General features: G+C 59.3%; 14 protein-coding genes and 1 tRNA gene. 1 reads left to right on the forward strand and 14 read right to left on the reverse strand.

The features are described from left to right. Window positions 1–2: 2 nt before the first annotated feature. The 13 genes from ACR6A7_RS06830 to proB form a co-directional block, all read right to left on the reverse strand. Window positions 3–1007 carry a glycosyltransferase family 2 protein gene (locus ACR6A7_RS06830; protein ID WP_434124088.1) on the reverse strand — a complete coding sequence of 335 codons (1005 nt, stop codon included), beginning with the start codon at window positions 1005–1007 and terminating at the stop codon, window positions 3–5. Window positions 1008–1719: 712 nt separating this feature from the next. Continuing rightward, window positions 1720–2109: an acyl-CoA thioesterase gene (locus tag ACR6A7_RS06835; protein WP_434124089.1), complete on the reverse strand. Its 390-nt coding sequence runs from the start codon at window positions 2107–2109 to the stop codon at window positions 1720–1722. A 130-nt stretch (window positions 2110–2239) separates the two neighbouring features. Further along, on the reverse strand, window positions 2240–3247 hold the full coding sequence (locus ACR6A7_RS06840; RefSeq protein ID WP_434124090.1) for an alpha/beta hydrolase: 1008 nt from the start codon (window positions 3245–3247) through the stop codon (window positions 2240–2242). A 348-nt stretch (window positions 3248–3595) separates the two neighbouring features. Next, a tRNA-Thr gene (locus ACR6A7_RS06845) sits at window positions 3596–3671 on the reverse strand. A 191-nt stretch (window positions 3672–3862) separates the two neighbouring features. Next, window positions 3863–5611, reverse strand: coding sequence for a putative phage tail protein (locus ACR6A7_RS06850; RefSeq protein ID WP_434124092.1), 1749 nt, complete (start codon window positions 5609–5611; stop codon window positions 3863–3865). A gap of 43 nt (window positions 5612–5654) precedes the next feature. After that, window positions 5655–5780, reverse strand: coding sequence for a hypothetical protein (locus tag ACR6A7_RS06855; protein WP_275043380.1), 126 nt, complete (start codon window positions 5778–5780; stop codon window positions 5655–5657). Between the two features lie 28 nt (window positions 5781–5808). Further along, window positions 5809–6102 carry a hypothetical protein gene (locus ACR6A7_RS06860; RefSeq protein WP_434124093.1) on the reverse strand — a complete coding sequence of 98 codons (294 nt, stop codon included), beginning with the start codon at window positions 6100–6102 and terminating at the stop codon, window positions 5809–5811. Then, window positions 6099–6446: a DUF7940 domain-containing protein gene (locus ACR6A7_RS06865; RefSeq protein ID WP_434124094.1), complete on the reverse strand. Its 348-nt coding sequence runs from the start codon at window positions 6444–6446 to the stop codon at window positions 6099–6101. Before ACR6A7_RS06865 ends, ACR6A7_RS06860 begins: the two co-directional genes overlap by 4 nt. Beyond that, window positions 6443–6910 (reverse strand): lysozyme family protein, encoded by a 468-nt coding sequence (locus ACR6A7_RS06870; protein WP_434124095.1) that lies wholly within the window; start codon window positions 6908–6910, stop codon window positions 6443–6445. Before ACR6A7_RS06870 ends, ACR6A7_RS06865 begins: the two co-directional genes overlap by 4 nt. 201 nt (window positions 6911–7111) lie before the next feature. Further along, entirely contained in the window at window positions 7112–7390 is a 279-nt protein-coding gene (locus ACR6A7_RS06875) for a transcriptional antitermination N peptide (protein WP_033752796.1), read from the reverse strand. Between the two features lie 423 nt (window positions 7391–7813). Then, window positions 7814–8545, reverse strand: coding sequence for a S24 family peptidase (locus ACR6A7_RS06880; protein WP_434124097.1), 732 nt, complete (start codon window positions 8543–8545; stop codon window positions 7814–7816). A 361-nt stretch (window positions 8546–8906) separates the two neighbouring features. Beyond that, complete coding sequence (gene proA / locus ACR6A7_RS06885) at window positions 8907–10160, reverse strand: glutamate-5-semialdehyde dehydrogenase (protein WP_434124098.1); 1254 nt, start codon at window positions 10158–10160, stop codon at window positions 8907–8909. A gap of 11 nt (window positions 10161–10171) precedes the next feature. Next, on the reverse strand, window positions 10172–11275 hold the full coding sequence (proB, locus tag ACR6A7_RS06890; protein WP_434124099.1) for a glutamate 5-kinase: 1104 nt from the start codon (window positions 11273–11275) through the stop codon (window positions 10172–10174). A 255-nt stretch (window positions 11276–11530) separates the two neighbouring features. Between proB and ompC the strand changes: the two genes are divergently transcribed. Next, a complete protein-coding gene (gene ompC / locus ACR6A7_RS06895) occupies window positions 11531–12643 on the forward strand; it encodes a porin OmpC (RefSeq protein ID WP_434124100.1) in 1113 nt (370 codons plus the stop codon). A gap of 253 nt (window positions 12644–12896) precedes the next feature. Here the strand turns inward: ompC and ACR6A7_RS06900 are convergent, their stop codons facing one another. After that, the gene (locus ACR6A7_RS06900) at window positions 12897–18872 is read right to left on the reverse strand and encodes an autotransporter outer membrane beta-barrel domain-containing protein (protein WP_434124101.1); all 5976 of its coding nucleotides are present in this window, start codon (window positions 18870–18872) and stop codon (window positions 12897–12899) included. Window positions 18873–19096: the final 224 nt, after the last annotated feature.

Here is a 19096-nt window from a genome sequence, read left to right on the forward strand (position 1 = left end):
GGTTATCCTTCGCGCCTCCCGCTTTGCGCCAGCTTGCGCAGTTGCGAAACCAGGCGCGGCGAGCAGAAAAAGAGCGTGAAGTAGAGACTCCAGCCGTTAACGATGACGCCGGAAGAGAGATAGGCTTTAAAGGCCTTGCGATAGCGCCGAATATGGTCGTTGATAAAAGCGGCGTTAAATTCGCCGGAGGCGATAGCCTTATATAAATAGGCAGAAGAGACTTTTAGCAGCAGAAAATAGAAAAACTTATCGTTGCTGCGCGACAGCAGCCGCTGCATCTCGCTAAATGAACGGGCGAAGGAGAAATGCTTTTCGCGCACCGAGGAGCGCGTCGCCGAGTTCTCTGACTCCACGTAGTGATAAATCACGCTGTTGATGCAGATGACCTGCTGCGTGCTGAGCAGGCTAAGATACTGCATCACAAACAGCAGATCCTCAAAATTGGCGATCTGTTCGTTAAAGCGCAGCTGATGCGCGCGGATCAGCTCGCCATTGAAGAGTTTGTCGCAGATACCGTGGCGCGGATGGAAATAGAGCAGATCGTTGACCGCGTCGCTGGCGCTGAGCACGCGCTGCGCCTCAGGCGGAAAGGCGCGCGCAATCGGCTCGCCCTGTGGCGTAAAGTGCTGCGACTCGCCGACAATCAGGCCGACCTCCTCATTCATCAGCGCCAGGCAGAGGCTTAGCGCATTGGCGGGCAGAAAGTCATCTGCATCGACGAAGCGCAAATAGGTGCCGCGCGAGGCGGCAATACCGGCATTACGCGCCGCCGAAACGCCGGCGTTCTGCTGGGTGATCACGCGCACCTGAGGATGGTCGCTCCAGCTCTCCAGCATTAGCGGCGAGCTGTCGGTTGACCCGTCGTCCACCAGAATGAGCTCAAGGTGCGGCACCGACTGCGCCAGCACGCTTTCAACGCAGCGAATAATCGAATTTTCGGCATTATAGACCGGCACAATTACGCTAATTAACGGGTTGCTGAGCGTCACCATAGATCCTCTGGACATGTTTTTACCTCCGCGCTAAAAAGCGCGGCAATAACTGCAATAAAATTTTAGTGCCGGGCTCACGTCAGCGTTTTTGTTTTTTTCCCGGATAAGTATTGTGCGACTACAGAAAAAATCAGGATTGAATGAAGAGATATTACGTGGTGCTTTTATTGCGTCAATGGGATGAGCGCTAAACCGGAATTTCCGCACAGGCGCTCTGCTTATCCATCAGAATTAATGGATAAGCAGGCATTACGCTTATCTGTGACATCGACGGCCTTTCAGAACAGGAACCATTAAAAGGCGGGAACACCTCGAATAAAAATCGCGCTTCGATGACGTCAGGAAAAGCTTATCCATTAGGAATTATCCTGGTAGATAAAAATAAAAAGCGTAGTGCTTTCATGGCATCGCAAAATGCGATGCCAAAGCCTGTTAGCCGCGCTTAATAATTTTTATTTCTCGAAAGCGTCGCTATTTATCAGCGGTTAATTATGCTCTCTTAAGGGTAATAACAATATATCTTCAGCGCATAGCGCCAGGTTAAACAATGCTGATGTGAAAAAACGGAGAAAAAAGAGGGGAAAAATTAAGGCTGTTAACGTGACGCAGATCGCGTAAATTTTGCTGATTGAACTAAGAATTGAGCGAGGCGTCAGGGCAGAGGAAAACCAGGCACGACCGTCGCGCAAAGCGATGAAGGGCTGGCTTACGCCCTTCATACACCAGGTTAAAGCGCATTCAGCGCATTTATCACCGCATCGGGCATGCTGGGCCTGCCGTTGCTGAGACAGGTGCAGACAAAGGTCGCCTCAGCATAAATAACGCCGTCGACCTTGATCTGCTGCACGAAGTTGACCCGGTTGCGCTTGTCATTTTTCTCCAGCGCGCAGGTCACCTCCAGGCGGTCGCCCTTTTGCAGGCTTTTACGGAAGCGCAGCGAATATTCCAGCACCATATACAGGCGTCCCTGTTTGAACTCCTCTTCAATGTCGATGCCCAGCGCTTCACGCATATAGGCATGGCGCGCCCATTCCATATAGAACGGATAGTAGAGGCCATCGACGATGCCCTGGAAATCGATATGCTTTTCATCAACCTCATAGTGCTTTGCAAACATCTCCGTATCCTGCCGTAGTGAGTAGATTAACCGTATGATTTTGCAAATTTAACCTGGCAGGAGGCGAATGCCATACTTTTTTTGTGCTGCGGCAAAGGGAAAAAAGCCAGGCGTTTCGCCTGGCGCAGCATCAGTTCAGGTACGTTTTCAGCCCATCGGCCGCCTGGCGCAGCGCACTACGCACCGCCGGCACGTCGCTCAGCCCGTTCAGCAGGCCGTAGTCGTGGATCAGACCGTTATAGCGCGTGACCGTGACGTCAACGCCCGCCGCGTCCAGCTTGCGGCCAAAGGCCTCGCCTTCATCGCGCAGCACATCCAGCTCGGCGGTCTGAATTAAGGTAGGCGGCAGTCCCTGCAGCTGTTCGCGGGTTGCGCGCAGCGGCGACGCCAGAATATTGTTACGGTCGCCAGCTTTGGTGGTGTAGTTATCCCAGAACCATTTCATCATATTGCGCGTCAGGAAATAGCCCTTCTGGAACTGCTGATAGGAGCCGGTATCGAAGCGCGCGTCGGTCACCGGCCACAGCATGACCTCATAGCGAATCGCCGGGGTATGCTGCTGCTTCGCCTGCAGCGCCACCGCCGCCACCATGTTGCCGCCGACGCTGTTGCCCGCCAGCGCCAGGCGCTTGCCGTCTACGCCAATCTCGGCGCCGTGCTCCGCCACCCAGCGGGTCGCGGCGTAGGCCTGGTTGATGGCAACGGGATAGTGCGCTTCCGGCGACGGCGTGTAGTTCACGAAGACCGCGGCGGCGCCCGACGCTACCACCAGGTCGCGCACCAGGCGTTCATGGGTCTGAAAATCCCCTAATACCCAGCCGCCGCCGTGAAAGAACATAAACACCGGCAGCGTGCCCTGCGCCCCTTTGGGCTTAACGATATTCAGTTTTAAAGGCTGGCCGTTCACCTCAATGGTTTTTTCCGTCACCTCAGCCTCAGGCAGCGTCGCCCCCTTTTGCGCGCCGATCAGCACCTCGCGCGCCGCCTGCGGCGAGAGCTGCTCAATAGGTTTGCCGCCGCTGCTGTTCAGCGCGTTTAAAAAAGTCTGTACGTGGCGCTCCGGCTGCGGCGCGTCGGCGAAGCTATTGGCGGACGCGGCGGCCAGCGCCAGCGCTAAAACGGTCTGCTTAATGGTCATGGGAGGACTCCTTGTGTTTAATCGCTATTAAATCGCACACTACTTAAATGCATCGCCTTTACTGCACTGCGGCACATTCGGGATGAGGGGAATGTATATAGCGCGCTACTTAATAGCAAACAAAAAATCACCTCACCTTGCCCGATCAATGCCATGTAATTGATATTAAGCACATTTCACAGGCACGTAATGTTAAGCGTTTGCAAAGAGAATGACAGTTAAGCTAACCATAAGAACAAGCCGGTGAACTTGCGTTGTCTGGAGGAAATTTGACGGAACCGCTGCGGTGCCAAATCTGTTCCACAAAATGGAAAAAGAGAGGGATTAGCGCGACAGTCTTGAAACAACTGGTGCCGGAAACAGGAGTCGAACCTGCGACCTTCGCATTACGAATGCGCTGCTCTACCAACTGAGCTACACCGGCATGGAGGTGAGAACTACGGGGCATTAAGTTAGAAAAAAGCGACACTTCCGTCAAGAGCCGCCGCGCGCGGATGCTGCTTTTCTCGTCATCTGAGAACGAAAAGAGCACGGCAGCCGCCTTTCCCTGTGCGCTTACCGGGCCAAAAACAAAAAAAAAGGCGAGGCCGGAGCCTCGCCAAAAAGTGCCTCTCATCAATCGTAATAAGGAACCTTGCGGTCGGTACCATTGATATTGATCAGCACAAAGCCCGAGGGCGTGGTTTTGTTTGTCGGCGTACCCGCGGTCGTCGCGAGCGTGACTACGCCTTTCTCGTTAGCGCCGATACCCGCCACTCCATTGTGCAGGCCAAAGCGCGCTGCCGGCTTCAGCGTCCCCATTTTGGTGGTATCCGTTACCATCGACATATCAGACTGGAACAGCGAGCATGAACCGGCATCGAAGCGCGTCGGGCCGGTACATTTCAGGTTGAACATGGTGTCCCCACTGTTTGCCGCCAGCTTTACCCAGACCACCGCGTAGGTGGTGCCGACGCGGTTGTAGCGGATATCCAGCACCGCCGGCTGCCCCATATGGTGGGCGTCGGCCCAGACGGTTTCCAGCCGCTGCAGGTTAATGATGGTTTTACCGGTGCCCACCATATTCACCGGCGAAGCGGCGGTGGTGGATGGCGAGGTGGCGTCGCCTTTGCCGATCATCTCGATAACCCACTGCTGGTTAGCGTTGGGGAAAAAGAACTGACCGAGGCGATACCAGTTATCGGTAGCGGTATTGTTGGTGACCTTATAACCGCTGAAGTACCCTACCCGCAGCGAGCCGGTCATAAAGGTGCCGTGGTTTTCATCACGGCGATAACCATACTCGAAGGTAGAGAGCCAGCGGCCGCTGGCGGCGTCCTGAGAGATCCTCGCCCCGGACTGCAGGCCGATCTGACGCATCACCACGCGCGCATTGTTCAGATTGAACGGGCTGCCGCAATCCTCAATGTTCAGCGTGTCGATGGTCCAGCCGCCGTCGGAGAGATCGCCCGGGTTGCGCGTATGTTCAATCCAGACGTTGCGCATAATCCCCTGAGTGACGCGCGGCATATAGAGCGTGGCGTCGCCATAGCCGGTCTGGAAGTTGGCGTTGCTCAGCTCGATCGCCGTTGAGTGATCCCAGACGCCGCGCGGTGAGTTTGACCAGCCTACATCAAACACGCGCGAATAGGTGTAGAGGGTATAGATCTGGTCGAACTTACTGTCGAGCGTATCCAGCAGTTTGAACACCGTGCCGCCGGTATTCTGCGCGCGGAAGCAGTGAATATTCACCGTTTCACCCTCGATACAGGTGTTCTCGAAGAACGGCTGATTGTTGCTCACCAGGTCGGGGGTGATGGTGCCGGTATTTTTCACCGTATCGGCGCTCGCCTGGCCGTTCCACGCCATCCCTGTGATCACCGTGCGGCGCGCTTTTACCTTAAACACCGGCGTATTGCTTTTATCGGAGATGATGGTGGTGCGCGGCAGCGAGCCCAGCGGCGTATCATCACCGAGCAGACCAAAGAAGGTCGATTCCGCGGCGCTGAGATCGATCGGCTTGATCAGGAATTTCCCGCCGGGAAAACGCACGGGTATCGCGACGCAGTTGGCGTTCCAGGCCTTGGTCCAGTTGTACATGCGCATAAAGGCTTCGGTATCGTCGGCGTAGCCGTCCCCTTTCGCCCCGAAGTGCAGTACGTTCAGCTCGGTGGGATCGTTGATGGTGCGCTTCCAATAGAAACCGTCGCCAACCGCAATGGTGCCGCCGTCATCTTTCAGCGTGGTGGTGCCGAGATAGCCGACAAAATCGCCGCCGCCACGGAAGGTGGAATCCTTGTCGTAGTAGCGGTTCAGGCTGGCGACCTGGCCTGAGGCTGCAGGTTTGGTGGTACGCAGTTCAGCATATGAGTTCACTTCGATCATGGTATCCTCCTCAGGATTTTTGGGTACTAAAGCACGTCGTTAATCAGGGTTTGGCCGGATGGCCGCAAAGCCGATCCCACATGTCGTTGTGGGTATTGATGGCGCGAACGGTGCGAACGTCCATACGCTGCGCATCGTCGCCGTGGGTGTAAATCGGGGAAAAAAGCACGCAGGCCGAATCGGTAATGGCCGTGGGCTCAGGGCTTGTTGTATTTCGACTGCTGCAGCTTGTCGCGAGCAGCAGCGTCATCAAGATTGCTGTTCTCGGTGCTAACACGGGTCGCCTCCTCGCGATGCTGTTGTTGCTGTTTCGCGACGGCGGCAGTTTGTGCCGCCTCTTTCTGCGCGCTCTTCGTATCGGCTTCGGCCTGCTGCTGCACCTTGCCGATCTTTTTGCCGCCGAAGTAGCTGGCGCCCAGCGCGGCGATCAGCGCGCCGATGACGGCGAGCCAGTGCCAGCCGCCGCTAAGCAGTGCGGTAAACAGACTCATGATTTTTTCGCCTCCAGCTGCTGCTTCTGCTGCACCAGATTTTTCTGCCGCACAAACTGCGCGATCACGCCCATCGCCACCATAAAGGCGCCGATCAGGCCGAGGTAGTTGTGGGGCAGAATGGCTTTCACGTCTTCCGGCAGGGTGTTCCAGGCATCCACCGAGGCGGCGGGGAAAGATTGCACCCAGGCGCTGAGCATTGACCCGAGCGACGCCAGCCAGACCGACCAGGTTTTAAACAGCAGGCGCGCATGCGTCACGAACTCCAGCGTGGTAAAGCGCTGCATAATCAGCAGCACGATTACCACCATCAGCACGGCGATGATAAAAAAGAGCCATCTCATAGCAGCCCCCTGTAGACGTCGTAGGTGCCGCTGCGCATCACTTCGGCATGACGACGGGCGCGTCCCGGCGTCTGGCGCGCCCACAGGCTGTTAAGCATGGCGTTGGCCGCGCTGTCGTAATCCTCGGCCGCCACGGCGGTCAGCATGTTTTTAAACAGGGCGAGTCCGTCGACGCCGAGCTGATAGGCCATGCTGTAAAGCACATCGCTGCGCGCGTCGTTGCACTTCGCCAGCGCCTGCTTCAGCAGCGGCGCGCCCTGCATCTGTTGGGCTTTGCCCTCGATAATGCACTTCTTCCAGACGTCGCCGACCTGGCGCGGCACGCGAAACACATAGTTATTGAGCGACGCGCCTTTCGGGCCGATACGTATGCCCCCCGCCACGGTAGGGAAGCCCTGCGTGTCGAGGTAAGGCGCTTCGACGTAACCCTCTTCAAAATTGAGAATCTCAATAATCTGGCTCATGACCATTCCTCATTTCCGGGCATGGAAAGATGTTCTCCATGCGACAACAACAGTTAAATCGCACTGATCAGTGCCAGGAATAACCCCAGCAAAACTGCCGGTGAAAGCAGCAGCAGGACTAAACAGTACGAGGAGAATTCCCGTCCAGGTAAAACGGGAGAAAAGATGAGATACAGCGGTACAGGCGGATAGAGAGCAGATTTAGCGCACGGCATAGAGATGCACATGCGGCAAACAGCAGTTATCGAAGCTGGCGGTCTCAGAACGGTTAACGGGCGTCGGGGCAATCGCCCGCTCAACACGCGAGGTCACAGGACGCTGTGCGATGCGCTCGGCGTGACGTAACGGGGGATTTTCGGGTTCGCAACCCAGCGCCTGATCGATGCTGAGCTTAAGTCGACTGAGCGGCTGGCGCCGCCGATGCCTGCGGGTGCGGGCATTACCTACAAAGACGCTTTTGCCATAGTGTATTATCGCCATAACTCCTCCTGTGAATGAGTCTTTGGCGATGGGGTGGCAGGCATGGGTTTTCGGCAAGCCGAACCGTCCCGGATGCCGCGTTTTCCGCTCACAGCGCAATGCCCCGGCTGTAATAACAGCCAGGCTAAGCGCGAGTTGGGAGAAAAAGGCGGCATCTGACGACGCTGCATGTGCGCATCCACCCCATCCCAAAGTTCACTGACTTTGGATGGTTTGATTCGCGCTTGTGCAGCGCCTCGATTGTTTAAGAGCGGCTCACTCCGTGAGAGAAGGGCTTCGTTGGTCCACGCTCAAATTATTAACCTGTTCTTATGCTTTATCAAACACCAACAGTTAATTTTTTATTTACCATTGGTTAAATTTTTGAATTCTGCTGAATTATTTTTTTCAGCAGGTTGCAGGCGCACAGATTTTAACCAGAGGTTAACCCAGCAGCTGATAGTTCCGCGCCTGGCTCAGGATCACCTTGGCCATGACCTGCATACTGTCGACGTCCTCCCGATTAAGATACCAGGTTTCATAGCGCTTATTATCTGAAATAACAGCAATTTTTTTATGCTGAAGCTGCAAACGCTTGAGGTAGAGCTGGTTATCGAGGGTAAAAATGTAGATGCCATCCCCGTCGAAAAACTTCACGCTGATGTCCACGAACAGCTGATCGCGCGGTGCGAAGGTCTCCACCATTGAGTCACTGTTGATCGCTATCAACCGAATGTTCTCTGCTGGACGGCCGTTGAACAGCACGCGCGCCTCATCCATGCCATATTCAATGGCATGGATGGTCTCAACAAACTCATCGCGCGCGTGCAGCCCCGATGCTGACTTCTGCCCAATATCAAGGCTTTCGATACGAAAGACGTTGCGCTGCGCCTTCAGGCTGTCGAGCGACAGCGATTCGGCGGGCTTTTCCATCCCGTACTGCAGCCATTCAACCCGTACGCCCAGCAGGCGGCTTAGCGCCAGCAAATTATTATCATCCGGCACGGACTGCGCGTTGAACCACTTCCACACGCCCGGCGTCGATATTTTGCACCCCAGCTGCTGTAACGCTTTGGCAACCTGTTTATTTCGTCCATGTCCGACAATTCCCGCACTTTCGCATGCGGCAATCAGCCTGGCAGTGAAAGCTTGTCTCGTACTCTCTTTTTTAACCATTAGTTAATAATCTGCCATAGAGGAGATACTGGATGTTATTTTCATTATTGCTACCAGTTCATTTTATATTACCGTCCGTTTGCTACCCAATTGCTTTTGTAAAGCAACGCTAATTATCATTATCCTCCTGACGCTCTGGGCAACCAGTCTCAATCGCGCCTTGCCCCGTTGCGGCGCGGCTTTCAGGAATGTTCCGTAGAAAAACGGGCAAAAAACAGACAGCCACTTTGTTGAAAAAAAAGTAGCGTTCAGACGCGCTGAAAGTCGCACCTGAAAACTCCAAATTTAACTGGATCGAAAAACAGGGGGTAAAAAAAAGGGCGCCCGCTCTGGACACCCTTTTTGTTAAATAAATTCGCAATCAGGGGCGCAGCGTATCGTCGCCCCACGCGACCCATTTGTAGGTCGTCAGCGCCTCCAGCCCCATCGGGCCGCGCGCATGGAGCTTCTGCGTGCTCACCGCCACCTCCGCGCCGAGACCGAACTGACCGCCGTCGGTAAAACGCGTGCTGGCGTTGACGTACACCGCCGAGGAGTCGACCTGTTTCACAAAGCGACTGGCGTTCTGCGTGCTGCGCGTCAGGATGGCGTCGGAATGCTGGGTGCCGTGCATACGGATATGGTCGATAGCCGCGTCCATGTTATCCACCAGCTTCACGTTAAGGTCGAGCGATAGCCACTCGTCATCGTAGTCGCCCTGCTCAATCGGCGTGACGCTGGCGGGGCTCTCCTGCAGCCGCGCCAGCAGATTTTCGTCGGCGTGCAGCGGGATCCCCTCCTGCGCCATGCGCGCGGTAAACGCCGGCAGGAAACGGTCGGCGGCGGCGCGGTGGATCAGCAGGGTTTCCAGCGAGTTGCAGGCGCTGGGGCGCTGTTTTTTCGCGTTGACGATCACCTCCAGCGCGGGCGCGACCTCCATGGTCTCATCAAGATAGATATGGCAGACGCCGATGCCGCCGGTGATCACCGGAATGGTGGAGTTTTCGCGGCACAGCTTATGCAGGCCGGCGCCGCCGCGCGGGATCAGCATATCGACGTAGCGATCGAGCTTCAGCAGCTGATTTACCAGTTCGCGATCTGGATTTTCAATCGCCTGCACCGCCGCCGCCGGCAGCCCGAACGCCTGCAGCGCGTTCTGGATCACGCGCACCGTGGCGGCGTTGGTGCGCCACGTCTCTTTTCCGCCGCGCAGAATCGACGCGTTGCCGGTTTTCAGGCAGAGGCTGGCGACATCCACCGTGACGTTGGGGCGCGCTTCATAGATCACCCCGACCACGCCGAGCGGCACGCGGCGACGTTCGATACGCAGCCCGCTGTCGAGCTGGCCGCCGTCAATCAGCTGGCCGACCGGATCGGCGAGCTGGCACACCTTGCGCACGTCGTCGGCAATAGCGCTCAGGCGCTGCGGGTTGAGCATCAGGCGATCGAGCAGCGCGGCGCTCATGCCGCTGGCGCGCGCATCGGCGAGATCCTGCTCGTTGGCCGCCAGAATCGTTTCGCGCTCCGCGTCGAGACGGTCGGCGATCGCCAGCAGCACCTGGTTTTTCTCAGCGGTCGACAGATCGGCCAGCTTATATGCAGCGGCGCGCGCCGCTTTTCCCATTTCTTCAAGCATTTGACCGCTCCTTAACTGACGATCATGTCGTCGCGATGTACGGCCACCGGGCCATATTCGTAGCCGAGGATCTCCCCGATCTGCTGGCTGTGGTGGCCAGCGATGATGCGCAGCGCATCGCTGTTGTAGCGCGAGACGCCGTGCGCAATATCACGGCCCTGCAGGCTGCGAATGCGGATTACCTCGCCGCGCGAAAAATTGCCGCGCACCTCGCGGATGCCCTTCGGCAGCAGCGAGCTGCCGCGCTCCAGCATCGCCGCCAGCGCGCCGTCGTCCACGGTGATCTCACCGGCCGGGGGCGCGCCGAAGATCCAGCGCTTGCGGTTCTCCAGCGGCGTCTGCATGGCGTGAAAGCGCGTGCCGACCGGCTTGCCGGCGATTACGTCGGCGATCACGCCGGGACGGCTGCCCGCGGCAATAATGGTGTCGATGCCGGCGCGACAGGCGACGTCTGCCGCCTGCAGCTTGGTGGACATGCCGCCGGTGCCCAGACCGGAGACGCTGTCGCCCGCCAGCGCGCGCAGCGCGTCGTCGATTTCATGCACGTCGGCAATCAGCTCCGCCTGCGGATTGCTGCGCGGATCGGCGGTATAAAGCCCCTGCTGATCGGTGAGCAGCAGCAGCTTGTCAGCGCCGCCCAGCATTGCCGCCAGCGCCGACAGGTTATCGTTATCGCCGACTTTAATCTCTGCGGTGGCCACCGCGTCGTTTTCGTTGATCACCGGCACGATATGGTTATCCAGCAGCGCGCGCAGGGTGTCCCGGGCGTTGAGGAAACGCTCGCGATCCTCCATATCCGCGCGGGTCAGCAGCATCTGGCCGATATGAATGCCGTAGATAGAGAACAGCTGTTCCCACAGCTGAATTAAACGGCTCTGCCCCACCGCAGCCAGCAGCTGCTTTGAGGCGATGGTAGGGGGCAGTTCCGGGTAACCCAGGTGTTCGCGCCCGGCGGCCATTGCGCCGGAGGTGACGATCACAATGCGATGGCCGGCCGCGTGCTGCTGCGCGCACTGACGAACCAGCTCCACCATATGCGCCCGATTCAACCGGCGCGAACCGCCGGTAAGGACGCTGGTCCCCAATTTGACCACCAGGGTCTGACTGCCGCTCATATTTCCTGCCGTTTACGTTAAAAAATAAAAAAATTTCTGCGAAGGAACTTTTTATCAGGAGTAGGAAGCGAAGCCAACTCTCCGCCGGGGAAAAGCACGAAAAACCCGAGACAAGCAGGTAGACCAAAAGTTCGCATATCACAAGAAATCAGAAAAAATGTCATAAAACGTTCATCTCCAGACGGTAAAACGTCCCCTGTTTTATCAGCCCTTTTCAGGGGCATAACACATTTTACTCATCGGGATTGATAGCAAATGAAGAAAAGTACACTGGCACTCGTCGTCTCTGCTCTGGCGCTGACCTCTGCTGCTCACGCGGCGGAAGTGTATAACAAAGACGGCAATAAGCTGGACTTCTATGGCAAAGTAAAAGCGATGCACTACCTGAGCGACGCGGACAGCCAGGACGGGGATAAGTCCTATGTACGTATCGGCTTCAAAGGCCAGACCCAGATCAACGACCTGATGACCGGCTACGGCCAGTGGGAATATCAGTATAACGTCAATAACTCTGAAGGCTCCGATGCCAACAACGGCAACAAAACCCGTCTGGGCTTTGCCGGCCTGAAGTTTGGTCAGTACGGCTCTGTGGATTACGGCCGCAACTACGGCGTGCTCTATGACGTCGAAGCCTGGACCGACGTCTTCCCGGAATTCGGCGGCGACGGCACCGCGCGTGCTGACAGCTATATGACGCAGCGCGCCACCGGCGTAGCCACCTATCGCAACAACAACTTCTTCGGCCTGGTTGACGGCCTGCGCTTCGCGCTGCAGTACCAGGGCCGCAACGACGCCAACGGCACCAACTCGCGTACCGACATTAACCGCCAGAACGGCGACGGCTACGGCGCATCGCTGGGCTACACCCTCGGCGATACCGGCATCAGCGTGATGTCAGCCATCACCTCTTCCGACCGCACCAACCAGCAGCAGGCGCGCGTTTACGGTCAGGGCGACCGGGCAGACTCCTGGGGCGCAGGCGTGAAATATGACGCCAACAGCGTCTACCTGGCGGCGATCTACACCGAAACGCGCAACATGACGCCGTTTAGCGGTACCAACCGCGCAACGGGCCTGGCGGCAGCGGGCGCGGCGAATAAAGCGCAGAACATCGAGCTGGTGGCGCAGTATCAGTTTGATTTCGGCCTGCGTCCGTCACTGGGCTACGTGCAGACCAAAGGCAAAGATATCGAAAACGGTATCGGCGACGCGGATCTGGTGAAGTATATCGACGTGGGCGCCACCTACTACTTCAACAAAAATATGTCGGCGTTCGTGGATTACAAAATCAACCAGCTGGACGACGACAACCGTCTGAGCCTGAACAACGACGACGTGGTTGCGCTGGGCGTGACCTACCAGTTCTAAAAATCTGACGCCGCCGCGACGCGACGCGCGACGGCATCAGTGCTCCTCCCTCAATGTGTCTGTAAAACAAGGGCCGCCTCATCAGCGGCCCTTTCTTTTTCTTCTGCGGGCACGGCGCGGGTGGGACGGCCCGATCGCAAAGTCGCTCAAGGCTTCCCTGCGCGCTCGGCCCGCGACATCCCTGTCGCGGGACGCTTTGCTCTTCGTCCCGCCCCACCCGCGCTTTAACATCTGTGCGGTTTGCCATTCGCACTCAGAACGTCCAGCGCACCCCGGCGTTATAGCGCCACCCCTTCGCGCCGTTGCCGTCAATCTCCTTGCGGTAGTCCGCCTCGGCGTAGAGCGACACGTCGTTGCGGAAGCGGGTGGTGCCGCCTACGCCGACGTCCCACATCTGCCCGAACCTGCCGCTGTCAAAATCCTGGCTAATGTCGCTTCCCGCCGCGCCGACGTTGACCTTCGAGCCGCCGCCCCAGCCGTGGGAGTAGCTGGCGCGCAGATAAGGCGTATATTCACGCTGCGCGTCGTCCTGCCAGGTGCGATCCAGCCGCGCGCCGAGACGGCCGATGGTCTGGTCGTCGTCGTTGAAGTTCACGGTGGTGCCATCCTTATCGGTGGTGTCATCGAACTTCAGACGCATCCAGGTCAGCTGCGCCTGCGGCTCAAGACGCAGGCCGTTGGCGAAAACAAACGGATAGCCCGACTCCAGCGAGGCGCTCCAGCCGTCAGCCTTCAGCTTCGCCACCTCTTTTTGCCGCGCGATATCGGTGTCGCCGCGGTGCCAGCTCCAGCTCAGCGAGCCGTCCAGATAGAAGCCGCTGTCGCGCTGCCAGGTGCCGTAGAACGAGACGCTGTCGCTGTCGAAGGTGGTAGCGCTGTAGCCGTCGGCCGCGTGCGGGCGAATGCGCGTATTGCCGCGCGTATAGGCGACGCCGCCGCGCAGGCTGTCGCTCGCGCCGTCCAGCTGCAGCAGGTTGCCGCCGAGCTGCACCGCGCTGTAGTCGATATCGGCGTCAAAGCCGTAGTCGCTCAGGTCGCGGTTGCTCTGGTAGGTCAGGTTCGAGCCGAGATAGCGCAGGAACAGCTCGCCGCCCGTGCCGCTGCGCTGGCCGTCGCGCAGCTCGCCGAGGCGCTTATGCAGGTCGTCGGTGATCGCCTGGGTGTAGTAGGCGAGACCGACCGGCGTAGAGAGATAGGAGGGCACCTGCGGCGCCAGCGCCGGACGCGCCGCGCGCGATGCAGCACCTCCCGCCTGCGGCTGGCACAGCGTGCCGTCCTCGCACACGTAGCGGTTAGCGAGCCGGTAGTCCCAGCCCGCGCCGCTGCCGTCAGGCGCAAACGCATAGAGCCCGTACTGCCAGGGCCCGGCGGCGAGATAGCCGCCCTGCAGCGCGAAGCTGTCGGCGCTGGCGCTGCCGGAAACCTGCGCCAGCGAGACGCCTTCGCGGCGATCGATCGCGCCGTCGCCGCTGGCGTCGCTCTGCGTCGCGGCGCTGCCGGCGAGAATACGATCGTCAATCAGCGTGGTGCCGGTAACGTCGCCGTTCACCCGCAGCGCGTCGCTCTGGCCGCCTGCGCCGCTCAGCCGCGTCGCCAGCCGCAGCGTGCCGCCGAGCGACGCCAGCGTGCCGTCGATGGTCAGCAAATTATTAGCCGCGCCGCCGTTGCTCAGATCGAGCGTACCGGCGTTGTTCACCACCAGCGAGTCGTCGGTGGCGCCCGCCAGCAGCGGGTTGACGTTATTCCCGGCAAACAGCGTGGAGTCGCGGTCGATGTTGATGGTGCTGTGCGCCAGCTTCAGGTTGTCGGTCAGCGTCCACTGGGTTTTGGTGAAGTTGAGCGTGCTCCAGCCCGCGCCGAGGTTAACCCCTTTGCTGAGGTCGTCGCCGCTGAAGGAGCCGCCGCTGGCGTCGATGTTGCGGAAGCTGAGCGTGCTGCCGACGCCGCCCGCGGTGGTGATATGGCGGGTATTCGCCAGGCTGACGTTCTCGATCAGCGCCTGGTTGTTCTCGCCGCTGCCCATGGTAAGGCTACCGTTGAGGGTGCCGCCGGTGACGGCCAGCGTATCGCTGCCGTTGCCGGTATCGACCTCGCCAACCACGCTGCCGCCGATAAAGGCGAGCCGATCATTAGTCGCGCCGCCCGCCACGATTGGGATAGAGGGATCGACCGCGCTGATATCGCCCTGGTTGATAAACAGCGTCTGGCCGCCGCGCAGGTCGATTACCGGCGCGACGCGGCTGTAGGAGATAATCGAGCCACGGTTAATCACCTCGCTGGCGGTGCGGGTGACAATCGCCGAGCCGCCATTCTCATTGGCGATAGCGATAAAGCCGTTGGAGAAGACGCGGCCGGTGGTGTTGGCGCGGATGCCGTCACCGCTGCCGTTGACGATAATCGCGTAGCCTGGCGGCACCACCAGGTCGTTCGCGGTGGCGGAGCCATCTTCGTTCTGGAACAGGTAGCCGACGCCGCTGCCCTGCACGTCCAGATAGGCCTTGCCGTTATAGTCAAACGAGGTGGCTGAACGGATGCCTGCACCGTCAACCGGAATGATATAGGCGTTGTCCAGCGCGATATTCGCGGTTTCGGCGCGGTTGTTGATAGCGCTGCCGCCGCCCTCGGCGCTGAGGATAATTTCGCGGGCCTGGAGCCCGGCTGCGCCCTTGTCCAGCAGCACCGCATCTGCGCCCCCGCTCGAACGAATGCCGCTGCGGAAGAGCTGGTCGCCCTGGATATCGAGCGTGGCGTTCTCGCCGACCCGCGCGCCCGCAATGCCGCCGTCCACCTGCACCGTGCCGTTATAAGGCTGATAAATCCCTGCCCCGTCGCTGACGTTGACGCCGATGCCGGAGGCGACATGGATCCAGCTCTGGTTGATGACGCGGCCGTTATTGAACAGGCGCACGCCAGTGCTGTTTTCGCCGGTAAGATCCACAGTGCCGTTATTCATCACCGTGCCGCCATTGCTTGCCTGTAGCCCGGTGATGTTTTTGCCGCTGCCGCCGATGGTGCCGTAGCTGAACACAGCACCGTCACCGTTCTCACTGATGGCCCCAATACTCTTCTCGCCGTTCAGCACGACATTCTCAAGCTGGGCATAAGCGCCGTTAGTTGCGCGCAGCGCCACCGCCCCCTTACCGTTGACGAGGTAGTTATCATTGCCATACATAGTGGTGCCGTAATCGGCAATCGCGATGCCGGTGGTGTTCTCTCCGCTCAGGGTAATGGTTGCGGGCGTCCGCGCGGCAAAAATTGCGCCGTCGGCGAGGCGGTAGAGCGTCGATCCCGTTGTGCTGACATCCTGACTGCTGCCGTAGGTATTCAGGATGCCGCCGCCCTCTGCCAGCTGGTAGCCGGTCTGGTTAGCGTCATGAAACACCACTTTGCTCTCGGGGCCGAGCGTAATCCAGCCACCGTACAGCGCCTCGCCCGCCAGCGCATGGGTACCGTAGAGATTAACCGTACCGTTCTGCTCAATGCGCGCCGCGTCGCCTTCCGCATAGAGGCCCGTCGAGGGGAAAAGCGCGCTGGCGCTGCCCGCCGTCACGTTCAGCGTGCCGCGGCTGACGATCGAGGAGGTGGTCGCGCTGGCGCTGTCGAAGTAGTAGCCCGAGGCGTAAAGCGCCGTTGCGCCGTCGCTGACGTTAATGTCGCCGCTGTTGGTTACTTTGCCGCCGCGCAGCGCCTGGATAGCGTAGCTCTGGTCACCGCGCAGGGTAACAGTGCCACTGTTGTTTAGCGCGCCCTGGAACTGGGCGATCAGGCCAACCTGCTGGCTGGCTGACCCGTTGATATCCGCATGGTTGACCAGCGTCGAGGCGAAAGGCTGGTCGAAGCTGTTGGTGATGTAGCGCGTCAGGTTGTAGTAGTTGCCGTCTACCACCGCCGCCGTCGCGCCGCCGACGTTGAGGTTAAGCTGCGTCGCCGCATCGATGGTGCCCTGCGCGCCGCCCTCGATACGCAGGCCGGTGGAGGTGTTGCCGATGTTGAAGATCGCGCCGTGGGTGTTGACCACCGAGCCCTCGCCCACCGCTTCGATGCCGGTGGAGAACGCCGCGCCCGGCGCGAGGGTCAGGCCCGCACCGTCGAAGTCCGCGCCATCCTGATAGCGGAAAATGGTGGCGTACCAGTCGTCAGGGCCGGTGGCGTAGTTGCCCGCCTGCGGCAGGTTAATCCTGGCGTTCGGCCCGATGGCGAGGAAGCCCATCTGATACTCTCCGCTGCCGCCGAGCTGCGGCACCGCGTCGGCGGTGAGATCGACCGTGGCGTTGCCCTCGGCGCGAATGCCGACCGCGCCGTCGCCCTGCAGGGCGATCGGGCCGCTCAGGGTGGCGGACGCCTTGCCGCTGCCCTGCCCGTTAACCCACACCGCGGTGTTGAAGCTGCCGTTCAGCGTATCGGCGCGGCCGGGCACGTTGATCGCCCCACTGGAGAAGGCGCTGGCGCGCTGGCCGTCGCGGGCGATGACCTTGATGCCGGTGCCGCCGTCGCCGTTAAGGTTGATGGTGCCGTTGTTGCCCACCAGCCCGCCGCTGCCGGAATCGATCGCCAGCAGGCCGACGCTTTCCGCCGGGCGAAACTGCGCGCGACCGTTAAGATCGAGGGTGCCGTTGTTAAGCGCGATCGCTTCCGGCCCGTTCTCAACGCGCATGGCGGCAGCGTTCTGCACCCTGCTGCCGAGCACGATGCGCCCGTCATTGATCGCGGTAGAGTTAAACTGCTGCGCAATGGCGCTCACGCCGCCGCTCTGGTTAATCGCCACATCCTCCACGACGTCGCTTTTCGCGTTCTGCGGCGCGCGGCCGACGTAGATTACCCCGCCTGCGGTGTTAATAAAGCTGGCGCCGCTGGTGTCGAGCAAAACGCCCGCGCTGCTGTGGCTGCCGCTCGACTCCGCTACGCCGAGGTTAATTACGCCGTTGTTGATCCCCTGGGCGTCGCTGAGCCGCAGCGCGCTGCCCGGCTGCGTAGTGGCGTCATTCAGCACGCCGTTGTTGACGAAACGGCTGCCGCCGGTCGCCAGCACCGCAGTGCCGCTGTAGCCGAGCGTCGCCGCATCCACGCCGCTGCCGTCGGCGTTATTGAAAAAGCCGCCGTTGATGACGCCGTTATTGACGCCGCTGGCGCCATCCAGCCGCAGCGCCGTGTTTTCATGGGCCGCCGATCCGCTGGCGGCCAGCTTGCCGTCGATGGTGGCCTTCGCGCCGTTGGTGGCGCGCACCGCGCCGCCGTCGGAGTCGACCACCTCCAGCGTGGCCCCCTTCTGCACCGAAACGCTGGCGCCTGGGCCGTCGGCGCTCAGCACCGTTCGTTCGCCCACCGGCAGCGTCACCTCGTCGTAATACTCATCGGCGTCAATCACATAGGCGATGGGCGCGCTGTAGAGCGACAGCGCCTTATTGAATTCGCCGTTATAGCTGCCTGCGCTGAGGTTGCCGCTCTGCAGTTGCGCAATCAGCCAGTCGTTGTACTGGCGCAGATCGTCGAGGCTGGCGACGTTAAATTCCCGGCTGTTGCCGTCCAGCGTGTTCACGCTGAAGGGGCCGCTGTACTGGGCGACGTTATCCACCCACCAGGCCAGGTTATAGGTGTATTCGGTATAGGAGCCGGTAAAGGCGATGCGGTTGGCCGACTGCCAGTTCATCGCCCCGCTGCCGCTGGCGGTAAACAGCTGGCTCTGCTTCGCCGCCATGCTCCAGCCGTTGGTGGCGGCGGTGGTCGCCGCGCCGTCGACGCCGATATTCACGTTAATGGTGCCGTTGCTTACCTGCGCCACACGGGCATCAATATATTGCTCTCCGTTGACGTTGTAGTAGTTGGGCAGTTCGCTGGCGGGCGTCACCGAGGCGAGCGCGCTGATATTCGCCGAATTAAACACCGGCAGCTGATTATTACCGCTGCCGTTAACGTCGGGCACGCTAATTAAATAATCCTGTGCGCCGAACGTCAGGCGATCCGCGCCGATGACATTGTCATCGGAAATAATTCTGCCGCTTGATAACAATTCGCCGACGGTAATGGGGCGGCCGCCATCTAAGCCCGGCTGAAAGCGCTGAATGCCGCTCAGCGTTTGCGTCGAGCCATTACAGACGCAAAATACGCCTGCCTTATTGTCATTTAATAATGGGGAAAAAGGTTTTAACGTAGCGGCCTGACTACCGGTAACAGGAAAAAGCAGCCCGGGCGCAGCGGCCAGGCTTAATAACAGCGGATTTAATTTAAACAAAGGGTTTTCCTCCAGAGAGACAGCACAGGACCACCCGAACTTTTAGCTGTCCGGGTTGGCATTCTTTTTTTTGCCGATAACAAACGGAGAAAAGCCGCGACGAGTGCTGTCGCGCTGGCTGGTATCAGACCATTTCGTCAGGAAAACGTCTACAAATCGTCAGTGCGATCCGCCTCAATAAAATAAGAATAGGAATTATACCGTGCCGCTCTCTGATTTAGCTG

The organism is Pantoea phyllosphaerae (assembly GCF_051025595.1).
Taxonomy (GTDB): Bacteria; Pseudomonadota; Gammaproteobacteria; order Enterobacterales; family Enterobacteriaceae; genus Pantoea.

Excerpts from the sequence above, each read along its gene's own strand:
- proB (WP_434124099.1), bottom strand. The coding sequence starts at position 11,275 with ATGAGCGGCAGTCAGACCCTGGTGGTCAAATTGGGGACCAGCGTCCTT.
- ACR6A7_RS06835 (WP_434124089.1), bottom strand. The coding sequence starts at position 2,109 with ATGTTTGCAAAGCACTATGAGGTTGATGAAAAGCATATCGATTTCCAG.
- ACR6A7_RS06870 (WP_434124095.1), bottom strand. The coding sequence starts at position 6,910 with ATGAGCCAGATTATTGAGATTCTCAATTTTGAAGAGGGTTACGTCGAA.
- proA (WP_434124098.1), bottom strand. The coding sequence starts at position 10,160 with ATGCTTGAAGAAATGGGAAAAGCGGCGCGCGCCGCTGCATATAAGCTG.
- ACR6A7_RS06850 (WP_434124092.1), bottom strand. The coding sequence starts at position 5,611 with ATGATCGAAGTGAACTCATATGCTGAACTGCGTACCACCAAACCTGCA.
- ACR6A7_RS06865 (WP_434124094.1), bottom strand. The coding sequence starts at position 6,446 with ATGAGATGGCTCTTTTTTATCATCGCCGTGCTGATGGTGGTAATCGTG.
- ACR6A7_RS06880 (WP_434124097.1), bottom strand. The coding sequence starts at position 8,545 with ATGGTTAAAAAAGAGAGTACGAGACAAGCTTTCACTGCCAGGCTGATT.
- ACR6A7_RS06840 (WP_434124090.1), bottom strand. The coding sequence starts at position 3,247 with ATGACCATTAAGCAGACCGTTTTAGCGCTGGCGCTGGCCGCCGCGTCC.
- ACR6A7_RS06860 (WP_434124093.1), bottom strand. The coding sequence starts at position 6,102 with ATGAGTCTGTTTACCGCACTGCTTAGCGGCGGCTGGCACTGGCTCGCC.
- ACR6A7_RS06830 (WP_434124088.1), bottom strand. The coding sequence starts at position 1,007 with ATGTCCAGAGGATCTATGGTGACGCTCAGCAACCCGTTAATTAGCGTA.
- ompC (WP_434124100.1), top strand. The coding sequence starts at position 11,531 with ATGAAGAAAAGTACACTGGCACTCGTCGTCTCTGCTCTGGCGCTGACC.
- ACR6A7_RS06875 (WP_033752796.1), bottom strand. The coding sequence starts at position 7,390 with ATGGCGATAATACACTATGGCAAAAGCGTCTTTGTAGGTAATGCCCGC.